General features: G+C 69.7%; 12 protein-coding genes. 7 read left to right on the forward strand and 5 right to left on the reverse strand.

Going from position 1 to position 15,963, the window contains the following annotated elements; all coding sequences use genetic code 11:
• Positions 1-163 precede the first annotated feature (163 nt).
• Both V1318_RS08800 and V1318_RS08805 read right to left on the reverse strand, forming a co-directional pair.
• Positions 164-796, reverse strand: coding sequence for a HutD family protein (locus tag V1318_RS08800; protein ID WP_332939301.1), 633 nt, complete (start codon positions 794-796; stop codon positions 164-166).
• Between the two features lie 251 nt (positions 797-1,047).
• The gene (locus V1318_RS08805) at positions 1,048-1,407 is read right to left on the reverse strand and encodes a helix-hairpin-helix domain-containing protein (RefSeq protein ID WP_332939274.1); all 360 of its coding nucleotides are present in this window, start codon (positions 1,405-1,407) and stop codon (positions 1,048-1,050) included.
• 197 nt (positions 1,408-1,604) lie between these two features.
• On the opposite strand from V1318_RS08805, the gene V1318_RS08810 reads away from it, so the two are divergent.
• Positions 1,605-3,095, forward strand: coding sequence for a M20 family metallopeptidase (locus tag V1318_RS08810; protein ID WP_332939275.1), 1,491 nt, complete (start codon positions 1,605-1,607; stop codon positions 3,093-3,095).
• Positions 3,096-3,345: 250 nt separating this feature from the next.
• Positions 3,346-3,576 (forward strand): GlsB/YeaQ/YmgE family stress response membrane protein, encoded by a 231-nt coding sequence (locus tag V1318_RS08815; protein WP_332939276.1) that lies wholly within the window; start codon positions 3,346-3,348, stop codon positions 3,574-3,576.
• 121 nt (positions 3,577-3,697) lie between these two features.
• On the opposite strand, the gene cysN is transcribed toward V1318_RS08815, so the two are convergent.
• Both cysN and cysD read right to left on the reverse strand, forming a co-directional pair.
• Positions 3,698-5,668, reverse strand: coding sequence for a sulfate adenylyltransferase subunit CysN (cysN, locus tag V1318_RS08820; protein WP_332939277.1), 1,971 nt, complete (start codon positions 5,666-5,668; stop codon positions 3,698-3,700).
• A complete protein-coding gene (gene cysD / locus V1318_RS08825; RefSeq protein WP_332939278.1) occupies positions 5,668-6,561 on the reverse strand; it encodes a sulfate adenylyltransferase subunit CysD in 894 nt (297 codons plus the stop codon). Before cysD ends, cysN begins: the two co-directional genes overlap by 1 nt.
• 448 nt (positions 6,562-7,009) lie before the next feature.
• On the opposite strand from cysD, the gene V1318_RS08830 reads away from it, so the two are divergent.
• The 3 genes from V1318_RS08830 (at position 7,010) to V1318_RS08840 (ending at position 11,443) form a co-directional block, all read left to right on the forward strand.
• Complete coding sequence (locus tag V1318_RS08830; RefSeq protein WP_332939279.1) at positions 7,010-8,812, forward strand: assimilatory sulfite reductase (NADPH) flavoprotein subunit; 1,803 nt, start codon at positions 7,010-7,012, stop codon at positions 8,810-8,812.
• Positions 8,813-8,945: 133 nt separating this feature from the next.
• Positions 8,946-10,700 carry an assimilatory sulfite reductase (NADPH) hemoprotein subunit gene (cysI, locus tag V1318_RS08835; protein WP_332939280.1) on the forward strand — a complete coding sequence of 585 codons (1,755 nt, stop codon included), beginning with the start codon at positions 8,946-8,948 and terminating at the stop codon, positions 10,698-10,700.
• The gene (locus V1318_RS08840) at positions 10,697-11,443 is read left to right on the forward strand and encodes a phosphoadenylyl-sulfate reductase (protein ID WP_332939281.1); all 747 of its coding nucleotides are present in this window, start codon (positions 10,697-10,699) and stop codon (positions 11,441-11,443) included. The genes cysI and V1318_RS08840 overlap by 4 nt, the downstream gene beginning before the upstream one ends.
• A gap of 438 nt (positions 11,444-11,881) precedes the next feature.
• Here the strand turns inward: V1318_RS08840 and V1318_RS08845 are convergent, their stop codons facing one another.
• Complete coding sequence (locus tag V1318_RS08845) at positions 11,882-12,865, reverse strand: LysR family transcriptional regulator (protein ID WP_332939282.1); 984 nt, start codon at positions 12,863-12,865, stop codon at positions 11,882-11,884.
• A gap of 285 nt (positions 12,866-13,150) precedes the next feature.
• Here V1318_RS08845 and cysG point away from each other — a divergent pair, with 285 nt between their 5' ends.
• On the forward strand, positions 13,151-14,581 hold the full coding sequence (cysG, locus tag V1318_RS08850) for a siroheme synthase CysG (protein ID WP_332939302.1): 1,431 nt from the start codon (positions 13,151-13,153) through the stop codon (positions 14,579-14,581).
• 49 nt (positions 14,582-14,630) lie between these two features.
• Entirely contained in the window at positions 14,631-15,608 is a 978-nt protein-coding gene (gene cysK / locus V1318_RS08855; RefSeq protein WP_332939283.1) for a cysteine synthase A, read from the forward strand.
• Positions 15,609-15,963 lie beyond the last annotated feature (355 nt).

Consider the following 15,963-nt stretch of genomic DNA (forward strand, 5'->3'; position numbering starts at 1 on the left):
AATTCACCTTGCTGGTCTTCCCCCCCTTGAATTCTCCCTGCGGGTCTTCCCCCTTTGAAAAAGGGGGATTGAGGGGGATTTGCTCTTACCGCCGCGCAGGTCCGCCGCCCATGGCTCGATCAAGCCGCCATGAAGGCTCAGGGCAATCCAGCGGCTGAGCGCATCACGCGACAGCCCGCGCCACCCGCACCAACAACACCTCGCCGCCGCCTTCCAGCACCGCGCGCAGGCGCTGTCCGCCCGCGGCCAACACGGCGGTGTCGCCCGCGGCCAGCGGCGGCAGGCCGGTGTCGTCGGCGAAGCGGGCCTGGCCGGCGATCAGGTACACGGCCCAGGTCTGGCCGGGTTCGGCGAAGATCACCATCGGCCCGACCAGGGGGCGGTGCCAGAGCTGCGCCTGCACGCGCGCGCGGCGCCACATCAGGTTGAAGTCGTGGGTGGTGCCGTCGATCAGCTCGCCATGCACGACGCGTTCGCCGGCGAAGCGCAGCTTGTCGTGCGGCGGCAGCAGTTCGTGCAATTCGCCGTCGTCGAAGCGCAAGCGCAGGCCATTGCCGCTGAGCAGCACCAGCTCGCGGTCTATGCCCGGGAACGCCGAGAACGCGGCGTCGCGCTCGATCTCGGCGATCGACAGCCGCCAATCCCAGTCGTCGCCGTCCACCGGCCGCGCGGCGGCGTCCAGGCGCAGGATCTCGCGGGTCCAGCCGAGCTGGTTGCGCCAACGCTCGCGCCGGTACTCGTTGGCCGGTATCGCCCAACAACGGCCGCCCTGGGCGGCACCCGCTTCGTCTGTCATCGCCATCGCTGTGGTCCGTTCCGATGGCGCAGAGTCTAACCAGCGCGGCGGCCGCGCGCGGCTTCGGAAGCTCGGGACCCGGGGGCCGCGACGGCCATCGCGGAACCGGCGCTGCAAAAAAGCGCCGCCGCCCGCGGATCCTTCCGCGGACGGGCGGCTCACTTCCTTGTCCAGGGCTCTCCCCCTGCATTCGTCGGACGTCCCTGTCCGTGCGTTGTCGGCCACCGCATCCCTGCGGGACCGACGGTCTGTCAGCGGCGGTTGGCCGCGCGTTGGGCGCTGCCGCCGCCGACCGCGGGCGCGGCCGGCTTGCGCGCCGGTACGGCCTCGCCGATCACGATGCGGTCGCGGTTCTTTTCCACGGTCTTCAGGCCGATGCCGTCGACCAGGGCCAGCTGTTCGGGACTGCGGAAGGCGCCGTTGGCCTTGCGGTAGGCCACGATGGCCTCGGCCTTGGAGGCGCCGACATTGAGCAGGACACGGTCCAGGGTGGCGACGTCCGCGCTGTTGATATTGACCTTCTCGGCGGCCAGGGCACTGCCGGCGAACAGCAGCGACAACAGCAGCGCGCGGGCGGCGAGCGCGAGGACGTTCATCTTGTTCAGCTCCATGGAATGGATTCCGTTCCGATGCCGGCGGGCGTTGGGGGGATTCGCCGGGGGATTCGGTCTCCTCGACTCGATGGAGCCAGCGTAGCGCCGCGGCCTTGCGGAAAAAGCCAGCGGACGCCGCGTCGCAGGGTAGGAAAAGTCCTACACGGCCGGGAGGCGTAAACTTGCAGGTCTTACCCCCAGCTCGAGGCCCTTCGATGGACGCCAGCAAGGTCGACCGCTACGTCGGCGAAAAATGGGACGACGAAATCGTCCCGCAACTGGTTGAATACATTCGTATTCCCAACAAATCGCCGATGTTCGACGCCGACTGGGTCAAGCACGGCTACATGGACGACGCGGTCAAGCTGATGGAATCCTGGGCGCGCGCCCAGACCATCCCGGGCATGCAGGTCGAGGTGGTGCGCCTGGAAGGCCGCACCCCGCTGATCTTCATCGACATCCCGGCCGCGCACGGCGGCAGCGACGAGGACTGCGTGCTGCTGTACGGCCACCTCGACAAGCAGCCGGAGATGACCGGCTGGGATGCCGACCTCGGCCCCTGGACCCCGGTGATCAAGGGCGACCGCCTGTACGGCCGCGGCGGCGCCGACGACGGCTACGCGATCTTCGGCTCGCTGGCCGCGATCATGGCCCTGCAGGAACAGCAGCTGCCGCATGCGCGCTGCGTGATCCTGATCGAGGCCTGCGAGGAGTCCGGCAGCTACGATCTGCCCGCCTACGTCGATCACCTCGCCGATCGCATCGGCAAGCCCTCGCTGGTGGTCTGCCTTGACTCGGGCTGCGGCAACTACGAGCAATTGTGGTGCACCACTTCGCTGCGCGGCCTGGCCGGCGGCAACTTCACGGTCAAGGTGCTCAGCGAGGGCGTGCACTCCGGCGACGCCTCCGGCATCGTGCCCTCGAGCTTCCGCCTGCTGCGCCAGCTGCTGTCGCGGCTGGAGGACGAGACCAGCGGCAAGATCCTGGTCGAAGGCCTGTACGTGGACGTGCCCGAGGAGCGCCTGGAGCAGGCGCGCCAGGCCGCCAAGGTGCTGGGCGACGCGGTCTACGACAAGTTCCCGTTCCTGCCCGGCATGCAGCCGATGGCCAGCGACCTGTCCGAGCTGGTGCTCAACCGCACCTGGCGCCCGGCGCTGTCGGTGACCGGCGTGGACGGCATGCCGGCGCTGTCGTCGGCGGGCAACGTGCTGCGCCCGCACACCTCGGTCAAGCTCAGCCTGCGCCTGCCGCCGACCCTGGACGGCAAGCGCGCCGGCGAATTGCTGAAGGAAGTGCTGGAACGCGATCCGCCCAACGGAGCGCAGGTGACGATGGAGCTGGAGAAGGCCTCCACCGGTTGGAACGCGCCGGCGCAGTCGGCCTGGCTGACCCGCGCCATCGACGCCTCCAGCCGCGAGTTCTTCGGCCAGCCGGCGATGTACATGGGCGAAGGCGGCACGATTCCGTTCATGGGCATGCTCGGCGAGAAGTTCCCGGGCGCGCAGTTCATGATCACCGGCGTGCTCGGCCCGCACTCCAATGCGCACGGTCCCAACGAGTTCCTGCACATCCCGATGGGCAAGCGCGTGACCGCCTGCGTCGCGCGCGTGGTGGCCGAGCACCACGCCGCCAGCCAGCGCGGCGAAACCAGCGGCGTGGCCGCGGTCGCCGGCGGCGAACAGCACGGCGATCACGGCTGCTGCTGATCGCGAACGCGCCGATCGACACCCGATCGATCGGCGCGCCGCGGCGGCTCGGATCGCCATGATCCGGCCTCTGCGACGGGCCAACGCGCTGCATTGGGCGGCGGTTTCCCGCGCCCTCGCGGCCGGCGCCTGAGCCGGCTCCGGCCGCCCCTCAGCCCTGCTGCGCCGCGACACGGCGCTCACCTCCCTGACTGCTAGGATCGCCGGGCGTCACCACCACCCTGAGGAGGGGAACGCTATGGGCAGTATCGTGTATACGATCATCATCGGTGCGGTCATTGGTGTGTTGGCCCGTTTCTTCAAACCGGGCGCCGACCCGATGGGGTGGATCCTGACCATCCTGCTCGGCATCGCCGGCGCCTATGTCGGCAGCCTGCTGTACGCGGGCGGCGGCATGATCGGCTTCATCGTCTCGATCATCTGCGCCGTCGTGTTGCTGTTCCTCTACGAGATCATCCGCAGCAAGACCGCGAAACGCTGACGGCGGTTCGCGGCGATACGGCGCCCCGGCCTTGGTCGGGGCGTTCGCGTTTCGGGGGATCGTATTCGCGCCGCTGCAGGAGTGCTCCCTTCCTAAGCGCGGCCCAGATGCAGAACAGCCCTCAACCCAGCAACCGATCGATCACCCGCTGCGCCAAGGCCTCCGCATCCTGCTCCACCGTGCTCAGCACCAGCTCGGGCGCTTCCGGGGCCTCGTAAGGCGAATCGATGCCGGTGAAGTTGGGGATCTTGCCGGCGCGGGCCTTGGCGTACAGGCCCTTGACGTCGCGTCCCTCGGCCACGGCCAGCGGCGTGTCGACGTAGACTTCGACGAACTCGTCCGGCCCGAACAATTCGCGCGCCATGCGTCGCTCGGCGCGGAACGGCGAGATGAAGCTGACCAGCACGATCAGGCCGGCGTCGGTCATCAGGCGCGCGACCTCGGCGACGCGGCGGATGTTCTCGACCCGGTCCTCGTCGGTGAAGCCCAGGTCCTTGTTGAGGCCGTGGCGGACGTTGTCGCCGTCGAGGATGTAGGTGTGGTGGCCGAGCGCGTGCAGGCGTTTCTCGACCAGGTTGGCGATGGTCGATTTGCCCGAACCCGACAGGCCGGTGAACCACACGCAACGCGGCGTCTGCGCCTTGCTGCGCGCGCGCGCGGCCTTGTCGACGTCGACGTGCTGCCAATGGATGTTGCCGGCGCGGCGCAGGGCGAAGTCGAGGGTGCCCGCGGCGACGGTGGCGTTGTCTTCGCGATCGATCAGGATGAAGCCGCCGAGCGCACGGTTGTCGCGGTAGGCCTCGAACGCGACCGGCTGGTCGAGGTTGAGGTTGCAGTAGGCGACCTCGTTGAGTTCCAGGTGCTTGGCCGCGAGCTGGGCCTGGGTGTTGACGTCGATCTTGTGCTTGATCTCGGTGACCGTGGCGCTGACCGTGCGCGTGCCGATCTTGAGCCAGTACGGCCGCCCCGGCAGCAGCGGGCTCTCGCCCATCCACAGCAGGTGCGCGGCGAACTGGTCGGCGACCTGGGCCGGCGCGTCCGCCGAGGCGATCACGTCGCCGCGGCTGATGTCGAGCTCGTCGTCCAGGGTCAGGGTGACCGCCTGACCGACCCCGGCGACGGCCAGATCACCGTCGGCGGTGACGATGCGCGCGACCTTGGAGCGCCGCCCCGAGGGCAGCGCCGCGACCTCGTCGCCGGGGCGGATTTCGCCGGCGGCCACGGTGCCGGCGAAGCCGCGGAAATTCTGGTTCGGCCGATTGACCCATTGCACCGGCAGGCGGAAGCCGACCTCGACCTCGTCGCGCGCGACATCGACGGTTTCCAGATGCTCGAGCACGCTGACGCCGCGGTACCAGGGCATGGCCTGCGAGCGCTGCAGCAGGTTGTCGCCGCGCAGCGCCGACAGCGGAATCGCGGTGACTTGGGTAATACCGTGCTGCGCCGCCAGTTCGCGGTACTCGCCGGCGATGGTTTCGAACACGCCCTGGTCGTAGCCGACCAGGTCCATCTTGTTGACCGCGAGCAGGACGTGGCGGATGCCCAGCAAGGCGGCGATGTAGGTGTGGCGGCGGGTCTGGGTCAGCAGGCCCTTGCGCGCATCGACCAGGACCACGGCTAGGTCGGCGGTGGACGCGCCGGTGGCCATGTTGCGGGTGTACTGCTCGTGGCCCGGGCAGTCGGCGACGATGAACTTGCGCCGCTCGGTGCCGAAGTAACGGTAGGCGACATCGATGGTGATGCCCTGCTCGCGCTCGGCGGCCAGGCCGTCGACCAGCAGGGCGTAGTCGATCTCGCCGTTCTGGGTGCCGTGGCGGCGGCTGTCGGCGCTGAGCGCGGCCAGCTGATCGTCGAACAGCAGGCGGGTGTCGTGCAGCAGGCGCCCGATCAGCGTGCTCTTGCCGTCGTCGACGCTGCCGCAGGTGATGAAGCGCAGCAGGCCCTTGGATTCGTGCAGGCGCAGGTAGTCGGCGACTTTGTCGCCGACGGGATTGGGGATTGGGGATTGAGGATTCGCAACAGCGAACTCCGCGCCCGCGCCCTTTGCGGCCTTTCCGATTCCCGAATCCCGAATATCGAATCCCGGCTTCATCAGAAATAGCCCTCCTGCTTCTTCTTCTCCATCGACGCCGAGGGATCGTGATCGATCACCCGGCCCTGGCGCTCGGAGGTGGTCGCGACCAGCATCTCGGCGATGATCTTTTCCAGGCTGTCGGCCTCCGATTCGATCGCCCCGGTCAGCGGATAGCAGCCCAGGGTGCGGAAGCGCACCTTGCGCGACTGCGGCGTTTCGCCCGGGCGCAGCGGCAGGCGCTCGTCGTCGACCAGGATCAGGGCGCCGTCGCGCTCCACCACCGGACGTTCGGCGGCGAAGTACAGCGAGGGCACCGGGATGTTCTCGCGGTAGATATAGAGCCAGACGTCGAGCTCGGTCCAGTTCGAGATCGGGAACACGCGCACGCTCTCGCCGCTGCGGATGCGGGTGTTGTAGAGGTTCCACAGCTCGGGGCGCTGGTTCTTCGGGTCCCAGCGGTGCTGAGGGTTGCGGAACGAGAAGATCCGCTCCTTGGCGCGCGACTTCTCTTCGTCGCGGCGGGCGCCGCCGATCGCGGCGTCGTGACGCGCCGCGTCCAGGGCCTGCTTCAGGCCCTGGGTCTTCATCACGTCGGTGTGGACGCTGGCGCCGTGGCTGATCGGGCCGATGCCGCGGGCCAGGCCGTCGGGGTTGGTGTGTACGCGCAGGTCGACGCCGGTCTCGGCGGCGCGGCGGTCGCGGAAGGCGATCATCTCGCGGAACTTCCAGCCGGTGTCCACGTGCAGCAGCGGGATCGGCGGGCGCGCCGGATGGAAGGCCTTGAGCAGCAGATGCAGCAGCACCGAGCTGTCCTTGCCGACCGAATACAGCATCACCGGGTTGCGGAATTCGGCCGCGACTTCGCGAAGAATATGGATGCTTTCGGCTTCGAGGCGATCGAGATGATTCATCGCTTCGTTCCCCAGGCTTCTAGGTTCGGCCGTCCAGGCCTCGCCAAGAAGCCCGGCCCTACGCTCCTGCTCCGGGCGCATGGCTGCGCGCGAACTGACGATAGGTCAGTTCGCAAGCGCGCAGTCATGCCCTCGCGAAGAATATGGATGCTTTCGGCTTCCAGGCGGTCGAGGTGGCTCAGGTCCAAGGTCGGGCTCGTGGCTGCGGGGCGGTCGCCGCGCCGGGGCCCGGCGCGACCGGGACTATCTGACCACAGAAGGGAATCGGGAGACATGCCAGCGGCGACGCACCTGCGAACGGGCCGCCATTAGGCCGCCGCGGCCGCGCCCCTGGAAATGAGCGCAGGGCATGAACGCATAACGCAGCATCCTTTCCGCGCGCCTCGCGCGGGCCCTAGCCTGCAGGCTCCGAACCTCGCCGTTCCCTGCCCCGAGCCCGCCCTCCGCCATGCCAGCGCCCGCACTACTCGCCACTCCGCTGACCGAGGACCGGCTGTCCGCACTGCTGCGTCTGACCGACGAACTCGACCGCGACAGCCTGTGGTGGCTGTCCGGCTACGCCGCCGGGCTGGCCGCGCGCACCGCCGGCGGCGCCCCGGCGCCGGCCGCGCTGGCGCCGGAGGCGCGCAGCGGCGAGCGCCTGACCGTGGTCTACGGCAGCCAGACCGGCAACGCCAAGCGCCTGGCCGAGCAGTTGGCGGCGCAGGCCGAACAGGCCGGCCTGGCGGTGCGCCTGCTGCGCGCCGACGCCTACCCCACCCGCGAACTCAAGAACGAGCGCCATCTTTACCTGGTGATCAGCACCCAGGGCGACGGCGACCCGCCGGACGACGCCCGCGGCCTGGTCGAATTCATCGCCGGCAAGCGCGCGCCCGAGCTCAAGCAGCTGCACTACGCCGTGCTCGGCCTGGGCGACTCCAGCTACCCGCAGTTCTGCGCGATCGGGCTCAAGCTCGACCAGCGCCTGGCCGAACTCGGCGCCACCCGCCTGCTGGCGCGCGGCGATGCCGACCTGGATTTCGAAACCGTGGCCACGCCCTGGCTGCAGCAGGCCCTGAGCGCGGCCAAGGACGCCCTCAAGCCGAGCGCGCCGCTGGCGACGGTGACCCCGCTGCGTCCGCTGCCGGCCGCGCCGGCCTACACCCGCGAATCCCCCTTCGCGGCCGAACTGCTGGTCAACCAGCGCCTGACCGTCGGCGCCAGCGACAAGGACGTGCGCCACATCGAACTGTCGCTGGAAGGCTCCGGCCTGAGCTACGCGCCCGGCGATGCGCTGGGCCTGTGGCCGCGCAACCCGCCGGCCCTGGTCGAGGCGGTCCTGCAGGCGCTGGAGCTGGACGGCGACGGCGAGGTCGAACACGGCGGCCAGCGCTTGCCGCTGCGCCAGTGGCTGGGCGAGAAGCGCGAACTGACCAAACTGGCGCGGCCCTTCGTCGCCAGCCACGCCGCGCATGCGCGCAGCGACGAACTCAACCGCCTGCTGGCGCCGGACAACGCCGCCGCCTTCGCGCGCCTGCTCGCCGACACCCAGGTCATCGACCTGCTGCAGCGTTACGAGGGCCACTGGTCCGGCGAGGAACTGATCGCCGCGCTGCGCCCGCTGACGCCGCGGCTGTACTCGATCGCGTCCAGCCAGAAGCTGGTCGGCGACGAGGTTCACCTGACCGTGGCCCATGTCGAGTACGCCAGCGCCGGCGGCACCCGCTGGGGCGCGGCCTCGCACCTGCTCGCGCGCAGCGGGGAAGGCGCGCGCCTGCCGGTGTTCGTCGAGCACAACGAGCGCTTCCGCCTGCCGCGCGACGGCGCCCGCGACGTGATCATGATCGGCCCCGGCACCGGCGTGGCGCCGTTCCGCGGTTTCGTCCAGGAACGCGCCGCCGACGGCGCCGGCGGCCGCAACTGGCTGCTGTTCGGCAATCCGCATTTCCGCAGCGACTTCCTCTACCAGACCGAATGGCAGGCGGCGCTGAAGTCCGGCCAGCTGCACCGCCTGGACCTGGCGTTCTCGCGCGACCAGGCCCACAAGATCTACGTGCAGGACCGCCTGCGCCAGGCCGGCCGCGACCTCTACGATTGGCTCGAAAACGGCGCCCACCTGTACGTCTGCGGCGACGCCACCCGCATGGCCCGCGACGTGCACGCCGCGCTGCTGGCGGCGATCGCCGAGCACGGCGGCAAGAGCGCCGAAGACGCCGAGGACTACCTCAACGCCCTGCAGCAGCAAGGCCGCTACGCCCGGGACGTGTACTGATGGCCGCGTACGGCTTCAACGGGTTTGCCCCGGCGGATCGGATGCAGCGCGCGAATCGCCATGGACGCGCCGCAGAGCGCGCGATGGCGGCGACGGCGCGCGCTGCATTCGGCCTGCTTGCGGAGACGCGGGCATGAGCGCGCACTCGGTCGAAGACATCAAGCGCTCCAGCGCGCGCCTGCGCGGCAGCCTGCTCGACAGCCTGGCCGATCCGGTCACCGGTGCGCTGCGCGAGGACGATCAGACCCTGATCAAGTACCACGGCAGCTATCAGCAGGACGATCGCGACATCCGCGAGGAGCGTCGCCAAGCCAAGCTGGAACCCGCCTACAGCTTCATGATCCGCACCCGCACCCCGGGGGGTGTGGTCACGCCCGCGCAGTGGCTGAAGCTGGACGCCATCGCAACGACTTATGCCGAACGCGGCCTGCGCATCACCACCCGCCAGGCTTTCCAGTTCCACGGCGTGATCAAGACCGAACTCAAGCCGACCATGCAGGCGATCAACGCCGCGCTGATCGACACCCTGGCCGCCTGCGGCGACGTCAACCGCAACGTCGCGGTCGCCGCCAATCCGCAACACTCGCGCGCGCATGCGACCATCTACGCCCAGGCCGCGGCGCTGTCGGAGCATCTGCTGCCCAACACCCGCGCCTACTACGAGATCTGGCTGGACGAGGAGCGCGTGGCCGGCAGCGGCGGCGAGGAGGAGCCGATCTACGGCAACGCCTACCTGCCGCGCAAGTTCAAGATCGGCTTCGCGGTGCCGCCCTACAACGACGTCGACGTGTTCGCCCAGGACCTGGGCTACATCGCGGTGCTGGACGAGGCCGGCGAACTGCTGGGCTACAACGTCAGCGTCGGCGGCGGCATGGGCGCGACCCACGGCGATCCGGAAACCTATCCGCGCCTGGGCAACGTGATCGGCTTCGTCACGCCCGACCAGGTGATCGCGGTCGGCGAGGCGGTGGTCACCGCCCAGCGCGACCACGGCAACCGCGTGCTGCGCAAGCGCGCGCGCCTGAAGTACACCATCGACGACCATGGGCTGGACTGGTTCCAGGCCGAAGTCGAACGCCGCGCCGGGTTCTCTCTCCTCCCGGCGCGGCCGTTCGCCTTCGTCCACAACGGCGACCGCTTCGGCTGGGTCGAGGGCGAGGACGGGCGCGCGCACCTGACCCTGCGCATTCCCGCCGGCCGCATCGTCGACGGCGAGTCCGCCGACGGCGGCCAGGTGCGCCACCTCAGCGGCCTGCGCGAGCTCGCGCAGCTGCTGAGCACGCACGAAGACGGCGCGGGCGCGGAATTCCGCATGACGCCGAACCAGAACCTGACCGTGGCCGGGATCGCGCCGAAGCTGCGCGAGCGCGTCGATGCGCTGATCGCGCAGTACGCGCTCGACGGCTACCGCGAAGCCAGCCCGCTGCGCCGCAATGCCCTGGCCTGCGTCGCCCTGCCGACCTGCGGCCTGGCCATGGCCGAGGCCGAGCGCTACCTGCCCGAGTTGATCGGCAAGGTCGAAGGCCTGCTGCGCGACCACGGCATCGGCGATGCGCCGATCCATCTGCGCATCAGCGGCTGCCCGAACGGCTGCTCGCGCCCCTACCTGGGCGAGATCGCCCTGGTCGGCAAGGCGCCCGGCCGCTACAACCTGATGCTGGGCGCCGATCACCGCGGCCAGCGCCTCAACACCCTGTACCGCGAGAACATCGCCGAGCCCGAGATCCTGGCCGCGCTCGACCCGCTGTTCGCCGGCTACGCCGCGCAACGCCAGGCCGACGAAGGTTTCGGCGACTACCTGCTGCGCAGCGAAACCGTCGCGATTCCGCCCCACGCCATCCGACCGTCTATCCCCGTCACGGTCGTCGCCACCGAGGTCCGCGCATGAGCCCGCCCGATCCCATCACCGCCGCCGAATCGCCGCGCGCGCTGGCCGATCTCAACCGCTGGCTGGAACGCCTGAGCGCGCAGGACCGCGTGGCCTGGGCGCTGGAAAACACCGCCGGCGAACACGCGCTGTCGTCCAGCTTCGGCGCCCAGGCCGCGGTTTCGCTGCACATGGTCACGCGCCAGGCGCCGAAGATTCCGGTGATCCTGATCGACACCGGCTATCTGTTCCCGGAGACCTACCGTTTCGTCGACGAGATGAGCCACCGCCTGGACCTCAACCTCAAGGTCTACCGGCCGCAGATCGGCATCGCCTGGATGGAAGCGCGCATGGGCAGGATCTGGGAACAGGGCGTGGACGGGATCGAACGCTACAACCGCCTGCGCAAGGTCGAGCCGATGCAGCGCGCCTTGAACGAACTGGGCGTGCGCACCTGGATCGCCGGCCTGCGCCGCAGCCAGTCCAGCACCCGTGCCGGCCTCGACTTCCTCAGCCTGCGCGACGGCCGCTGGAAACTGCACCCGCTGGCGGACTGGAGCGACCGCGACGTCTGGCAATACCTGCAGGCGCACGACCTGCCCTATCACCCCTTGTGGCACGACGGCTACGTGTCGATCGGCGACATCCACACCACCCGCAAGCTGGAAGCGGGCATGCGCGAGGAAGACACCCGCTTCTTCGGCCTCAAGCGCGAATGCGGGCTGCATTTCGACGACGAAGGCGCGGCCGAACGGGCGGCTTGAGGCGCGCGGGCTGCATTTCGACGGCGAGACGGAAGTAGCCACCTGTGCCAAAAGCAAATCCCCCCTGCCCCCCTTTTTCAAAGGGGGGAACTCCTCTGGAGAATCGCAGCAGTTCTACGCTGCGCGCGCTCTGCTTCCCCCTTTTGAAAAAGGGGGATTGAGGGGGATTTGCTTTCGCTTCTGAGCGTGCGGGCTGCGTTTCGATGGCGAGATGGAAAGAGCGATCTGCGCGAAGAGCAAATCCCCCTGCCCCCCTTTTTCAAAGGGGGGGAACTCCTTTGGAGAATCGCTGCAGCTCTACGCTGCGCACGCTCTGCCTCCCCCTTTGAAAAAGGGGGATTGAGGGGGATTTGCTTTCGCTCCCCTTCGTCGTAAGCAACGAACGGAGCCGACACCCAATACCCGCGACCGTCCCGCGAGCCAGCCCTAAGGCCAGGCTCAGACCGCCGTCGTACGCATCAGCTCGTCCCAGCTCGGCGCCTGCGGCCACTGCGCCTCCAGATTGCCCTCCAGCACCCGCCGCAGATCGCGGCGATCGATATGCGGAGCCAGGCCGTGCAGCAGTTCCAACGCGTAGTCGCGTAGCACGCGCGCGCGCGGGATCACCGCCCAGGTGATGCATTCGGGCAGGGCGTCGGGCGCGGTCAGAGCCTTGAGGTCTTCGTCGCGGCCGGTCACCGCCATTTCGGCCAGCACGCCCACGCCCAGGCCGGCGCGCACATAGGTCTTGATCAGATCCGCGTCGCGCGCGGTCATCGCCAGTTGCGGCTCGACGCCGCCGGCGGCGAAGGCGCGGCGCAGCGAGGATTCCGGACGCGTCGAGGATTCGTAGCTGATCAACGGATGCGCGGCCAGCTCGGCCAGGGTCGGCGCGCGCTTGAGCGTGGCCAGCGCATGCGTGCGCGGCACCAGCACCACCCGGCGCCAGCGGAACAGCGGCACCGCCAGCCCGCCCTCGGGCGCGGCGCCGGCGGTGCTGATCACCGCCAGGTCGGCGTTGCCGTGCGACAGGTGCTCCAGCACCTCGCCGTCGGCGGCCGCCTGCAGATGCACGCTGACCTGCGGGAAGCCGCGCTTCACGTTTGCGATCACCGGCGGCAGCACGTAGCGCGCCTGGGTATGGGTGGTGGCCAGGACCAGGCGGCCGGCGTGCTGGCCGCGCTCGTTGGCGGCGTAGGCGCGGATGTTGCCGGCCTCGTCGAGGATGCGGCGCGCATGCGCCAGCACGCGTTCGCCGGCCGGCGCGATCGCTTCCAGGCTGCGGCCCTTGCGCACGAACAACTGGAAGCCCAGCTCGTCCTCCAGCTGCTTGAGCTGCTTGGACAGGCCGGGCTGGGTCGCGTGCACGCGTTCGGCGGCCAGGGTGATGTTGAGGCCGGAATCGGCGATCGCGACGAGGTAGCGCAGTTGGGTCAGGGTCATAACGGCGGAATCCGGAACAGGGAGACGAGGGCACGACGGCAGGCGACGGCGCGGCAACACCCGGGCATCCGGCACGACATCGCGTCCACGTTTATCTCTCTATTCGGATAGAAGGATTTATAGCCTAAGCCGGCCCGCGGCCGCTGTCCAGTAGTGTCCGCCCGCTGGCCGGCCCAGGCTCATGCCGTTAGGGCATGGGCACAGGCGGGGGCGTCATTTCCCCCGCCGGGCCGGGGTTTGTAGGTTCGCCCCATCGCCCCCGGGCCTGCCGTATCCCGCCCCTTGATCATGAGCACCGGTCTTTTCCCCCTGTTCGCCGCCCTGCGCGGCCGCGCCGTTCTCGTGGTGGGCGGCGGCGCGGTCGCGCAGCGCAAGGTCGAGGCCTTGCTGGAGGCCGGCGCCCAAGTCCGGGTCGGCGCGCCCGTCCTGCAGGCCTCGCTGGTCCAGTTGGCCGAACAGGGACGCATCCGGCATCTGCCCGGCGAGTTCGTCGATAGCTGGCTGGACGAGGTCTGGCTGGCGATCGCGGCCACCGACGATGTCCAGGTCAACCGTGCCGTCGCCGCGGCCGGCGAAGCGCGCCGGGTCTGGGTCAACGTGGTCGACGACGCCGAGGCCTCGAGCTTCCACGTGCCCGCGCGCATCGAACGCGGGCCGCTGCAGATCGCGATTTCCAGCGGCGGCGGCGCGCCGATGCTGGCGCGCCACCTGCGCGAACGCCTGGAAACCCAACTCGATCCCTCGCTGGGCGAACTGGCCGCACTGCTGGGCCGCGAGCGCCTGCGCATCCGCGCCCACTACCCCGAGTTGGGCGCGCGGCGGCGCTTCTTCGACCGCCTGCTCGACGGGCCGCTGCCGGCGCTGCTGCGCCAGCGTCGCCATCGCGCCGCCGAACGCGCGTTCGCGCAGGCCTTGGAAACGCGCGAACCGCGCACGCCGCGCGGTTCGGTGGTGCTGGTCGGCGCGGGGCCCGGCGACCCGGGCCTGCTGACCTTGCGCGGCCTGCGCGCGCTCAACGAAGCCGACGTGGTCCTGCACGACCGCCTGGTCAGCGCCGAGGTGCTGCGACTGGCGCGGCGCGACGCCGAACGCATCGAAGTCGGCAAGCAGGCCGGCGATCACCACACCACCCAGGACCGCATCCACGAGCTGATGCTCGAACATGCGCGCGCCGGCAAGCGCGTGGTCCGGCTCAAGGGCGGCGACCCCTTCGTGTTCGGGCGCGGCGGCGAGGAAATCGAAGTGCTGCGCGCGCACGGCATCGCCTACGAGGTGGTGCCCGGCATCACCGCCGCGCTGGCCTGCGCCGCCTATGCCGGCGTGCCGCTCACCCATCGCGAGCACGCGCAGGCGGTGCGCCTGGTCACCGCGCACTGCAAGGACTCCGACGACATGCTCGATTGGAGGGCCCTGGCGCAGGAACGGCAGACCCTCGCGGTCTACATGGGCGTGGCCGGCTTGGACAAGTTGCGCGATCGCCTGATCGCCCACGGCCGCGCGCCGGACACACCGTTCGCCTTGATCGAGAACGGCTCGCGCGCGAACCAGCGCACCGTCGTCGGCACCCTGGCCGAACTGCCCGACGCCGCGCTCGCGCACGGCGTGCGCTCGCCGGCGCTGTTGATCCTGGGCGAAGTCGCGGGCCTGGCCGAGCGCCTGCATTGGCACGGCGCATCGCCGTTGCGCTACGCGCCGGCGCTGGCCGCCGCGGCCTGAAGCCCACGGCGTTCCCACTTCTCTCCTAATTCTTTCCGGATCGCCCACCATGGCCCTTTACGACAGCATCCTCGACACCATCGGCAATACGCCCATCGTCAAACTGCACCGGATCGCTCCGGCGCACGTATCGCTGTACGCCAAGGTCGAATCCTTCAACCCGGGTGGCTCGGTCAAGGATCGGCTGGCGCTGGCGATCGTGCTGGACGCCGAACGCAGCGGCGCGCTCAAGCCCGGCCAGACCATCGTCGAAGCGACCTCGGGCAACACCGGCATCGCCCTGGCCATGGTCGCGGCCGCGCGCGGTTATCCCTTCGTGGCGGTGATGACCGAAACCTTCTCGGTCGAACGCCGCAAGCTGATGCGCGCCTACGGCGCCAAGGTGATCCTGACCCCCGCCGCCGAACGCGGCAGCGGCATGGTGCGCAAGGCCGCGGAACTCGCAGCCCGGCACGGCTGGTTCCTGGCGCGCCAGTTCGAGAACCCCGCCAATCCGGCCTATCACCGCAGCACCACCGGCCCGGAAATCCTGCGCGACTTCGCCGGCAAGCGCCTGGACTACTTCGTCACCGGCTGGGGCACCGGCGGCACGCTCAGCGGCGCCGGCCAGGTGCTCAAGCTGGCGCGCCCCGACCTGAAGATCATCGCCTCCGAGCCCGCCGGCGCCTCGCTGCTGAGCGGCAAGGATTGGCAACCGCACAAGATCCAGGGCTGGACCCCGGACTTCGTGCCGGCCGTGCTCGACCGCGGCGTGGCCGACGAAATACGGCCGGTCGACGATGTGCTCGCGCGCGACACCGCGCGCCGTCTCGCCGCCGAGGAAGGCGTGTTCGTCGGCATCTCCGCCGGCGCCACCGTCGCCGCGGCCCTACAGGTCGCCGAACAGGCCGCGGCCGGCACGGTGCTGCTGGCGATGCTGCCCGACACCGGCGAGCGCTACCTGTCGACTTTCCTGTTCGAGGGCGTCGCCGACGGCTCGGACGACGAGTGGCTGGCGGCGCTGGAACAGGAAGCCGTCGAGGCCTGATGCCGATGCGCGGTGGACGACGGCGCGTCGATGCGGCGCGCTTGTCCGTTTGCGCCTTCGTCCGGTCGGCGCGAGTACCACGCTGAAGTTACCGGATCCCCGCCTTCGCGGGGATGACGATGTGGGGGCATGCGCCGGCGTGGAGATGCGCGCCGATGCGGTTCGCCTTCGGCTCACCACATCCTACGAGTGGCGATTGCGATTGCCGTTGCCGTTGCCGTTGCCGTTGCCGTTGCCGTTGCCGTTGCCGTTGTATTGGAATCCATAGCACCGCACCTACGCGAGCAAACGTAGACCCGAAGGGCGGCGCGCAGGACGCGCGCCGTTTTTCGAATGGACAAGGATGTCCATTCGA

Origin of the sequence: Lysobacter sp. CCNWLW3 (genome assembly GCF_036697405.1) — a bacterium.
Lineage (GTDB): Bacteria > Pseudomonadota > Gammaproteobacteria > Xanthomonadales > Xanthomonadaceae > Lysobacter.

Bases quoted from the DNA above. Each gene is read 5' to 3' on its own strand.
- V1318_RS08800 (WP_332939301.1), bottom strand. From the start codon at position 796: ATGACAGACGAAGCGGGTGCCGCCCAGGGCGGCCGTTGTTGGGCGATA.
- V1318_RS08805 (WP_332939274.1), bottom strand. From the start codon at position 1,407: ATGGAGCTGAACAAGATGAACGTCCTCGCGCTCGCCGCCCGCGCGCTG.
- V1318_RS08810 (WP_332939275.1), top strand. From the start codon at position 1,605: ATGGACGCCAGCAAGGTCGACCGCTACGTCGGCGAAAAATGGGACGAC.
- cysN (WP_332939277.1), bottom strand. From the start codon at position 5,668: ATGAAGCCGGGATTCGATATTCGGGATTCGGGAATCGGAAAGGCCGCA.
- cysD (WP_332939278.1), bottom strand. From the start codon at position 6,561: ATGAATCATCTCGATCGCCTCGAAGCCGAAAGCATCCATATTCTTCGC.
- V1318_RS08830 (WP_332939279.1), top strand. From the start codon at position 7,010: ATGCCAGCGCCCGCACTACTCGCCACTCCGCTGACCGAGGACCGGCTG.
- cysI (WP_332939280.1), top strand. From the start codon at position 8,946: ATGAGCGCGCACTCGGTCGAAGACATCAAGCGCTCCAGCGCGCGCCTG.
- V1318_RS08840 (WP_332939281.1), top strand. From the start codon at position 10,697: ATGAGCCCGCCCGATCCCATCACCGCCGCCGAATCGCCGCGCGCGCTG.
- V1318_RS08845 (WP_332939282.1), bottom strand. From the start codon at position 12,865: ATGACCCTGACCCAACTGCGCTACCTCGTCGCGATCGCCGATTCCGGC.
- cysK (WP_332939283.1), top strand. From the start codon at position 14,631: ATGGCCCTTTACGACAGCATCCTCGACACCATCGGCAATACGCCCATC.